Source organism: Gilliamella intestini, from assembly GCF_900094935.1.
Classification (GTDB): Bacteria; Pseudomonadota; Gammaproteobacteria; order Enterobacterales; family Orbaceae; genus Gilliamella; species Gilliamella intestini.
In genome coordinates, this window is the sequence record NZ_FMBA01000102.1 from 1 (window position 1) to 1,485 (window position 1,485).

The 1,485-nt window shown below is 34.1% G+C and carries 2 protein-coding genes and 1 pseudogene; all 3 read left to right on the forward strand.

Annotated features, from left to right (window positions below; genetic code table 11):
* The coding region (locus GA0061080_RS12695) for an RHS repeat-associated core domain-containing protein (RefSeq protein WP_209435851.1) at positions 1–519 on the forward strand (519 nt) is incomplete at its 5' end.
* A complete protein-coding gene (locus tag GA0061080_RS12210; protein ID WP_091126224.1) occupies positions 516–1,100 on the forward strand; it encodes a hypothetical protein in 585 nt (194 codons plus the stop codon). The genes GA0061080_RS12695 and GA0061080_RS12210, both read left to right, overlap by 4 nt.
* Before the next feature lie 78 nt (positions 1,101–1,178).
* Positions 1,179–1,378 (forward strand): annotated as a pseudogene (locus tag GA0061080_RS13360) (hypothetical protein); the annotation flags it as partial.
* Positions 1,379–1,485: the final 107 nt, after the last annotated feature.

The following is a 1,485-nucleotide window of genomic DNA, read 5'->3' on the forward strand; positions in this document are numbered from 1 at the left end:
ACTCAAGATCCAATAGGGATTTTAAGTGATATCAATCTATATCGATATGTAGGTAATAATCCTATTAGCGGAATAGATCCGTTAGGATTGGATTTTATAGATCTTTATCGAGGTACAGATAATACTGCAGAAATTCAAGCTTATTATGAGACAGGTTGGGTTTTTAGCGAAACAGGATATCGTACTTATGAGCAAGCAATAAGAGAAGGTTTATCTATAAAAGATGCTTTAAGTAAAGCTATTATTGAATCAAAATATGCTCATGCAAAACAAATACACGAGTGGGGAACGTTGGATCAATATATTCGAGCTCATGGCGAGTGGGGACAAGAGCTTAAAGAAATAGGACAGCGTTCTTTAATATCTTTTACCACTAACGCCGAAAAAGCAACTGAATGGGGGTTTAATAGTAATAAAATAATTATCCATATCAGAATACCAAAAAGCCAAGCTATTCAACAAACATTAGAAACATCAACAGAGTTAGAATATTTAATTATTAATGGGGTAAAACCATGAAATGGATAAAAGCAGAAAGTGTTAACTTTAAATATATTTTTCCTAATGATGATATCATGAAAGAGGAAGGAGAGTTGTTTAAAACTAATATAACCTTATTAGGGGAGAAGAGCAATCCCTCTTTTGATTTTTATAAAACCTTACAAAGTGGGGTGAATACAAGATTAGCTATTTTTAAAAATTATCGGTTAAAAACGCTTCGAGGAGACTATGTCCCCCTTTATGATACACCATATTGCATTATATGGCCAGATGATGTAAATTTAACAGAATTAGATAAAAAGGTAGCAAATGATTGTTTTAGTGATGAAGATTTTAGGCGTTCAATTAGAGCAAGAATGGTTAAAATAGTGCTTTGTAGGAATTGTCGATCGGAATATATGGGGTTAGTTGTCGATTCTTCTGAAGTTTATACTGTTGAAACTGAAAAAACTAACTTTGATTATCGTTTGGGATCTGAATTATTGGATAATAAAATAAAAAACTATAAATTTAAAAAATGCCCAAATTGTAATTCACCTTTTACTATATATGTAGCTAAGATTTTTTATGAATGTGAAGATAAAAAATTTACATGGTAATCAAAATACAAAATAGTAGTCTGGTAATATTTTTACTGAAAAGACCAATCTCCGTATAATAGTTGCTGGCAGACGATTTTTGAGTATGACCGCTTTGGTAATCTGATTGCTGAAAAACGCGGAAAAGACCACAGTCTAGTCACCCACTATGAGTACGACTGCCGGCACCGGTTAATCAAAGTGATTAAACCGACGGGCTTACTATCACCTATACTTATGATGCCTTTAATCGGCGTACTAGCAAAACCGTGGATGGTAAAACCACCGAGTTTCTGTATTCGTCTCATCCTTGAGACTCACCCTTGCAGGGCCAACGCTAAAGCGTTGTTCAAATTTGTTCCAGACAAATTTGTGGCAAGGTAGCCGGCTTATTGCCGAAACCGAT

Coding starts and splice junctions, on each gene's coding strand:
- GA0061080_RS12210 (WP_091126224.1), top strand. CDS start 516: ATGAAATGGATAAAAGCAGAAAGTGTTAACTTTAAATATATTTTTCCT.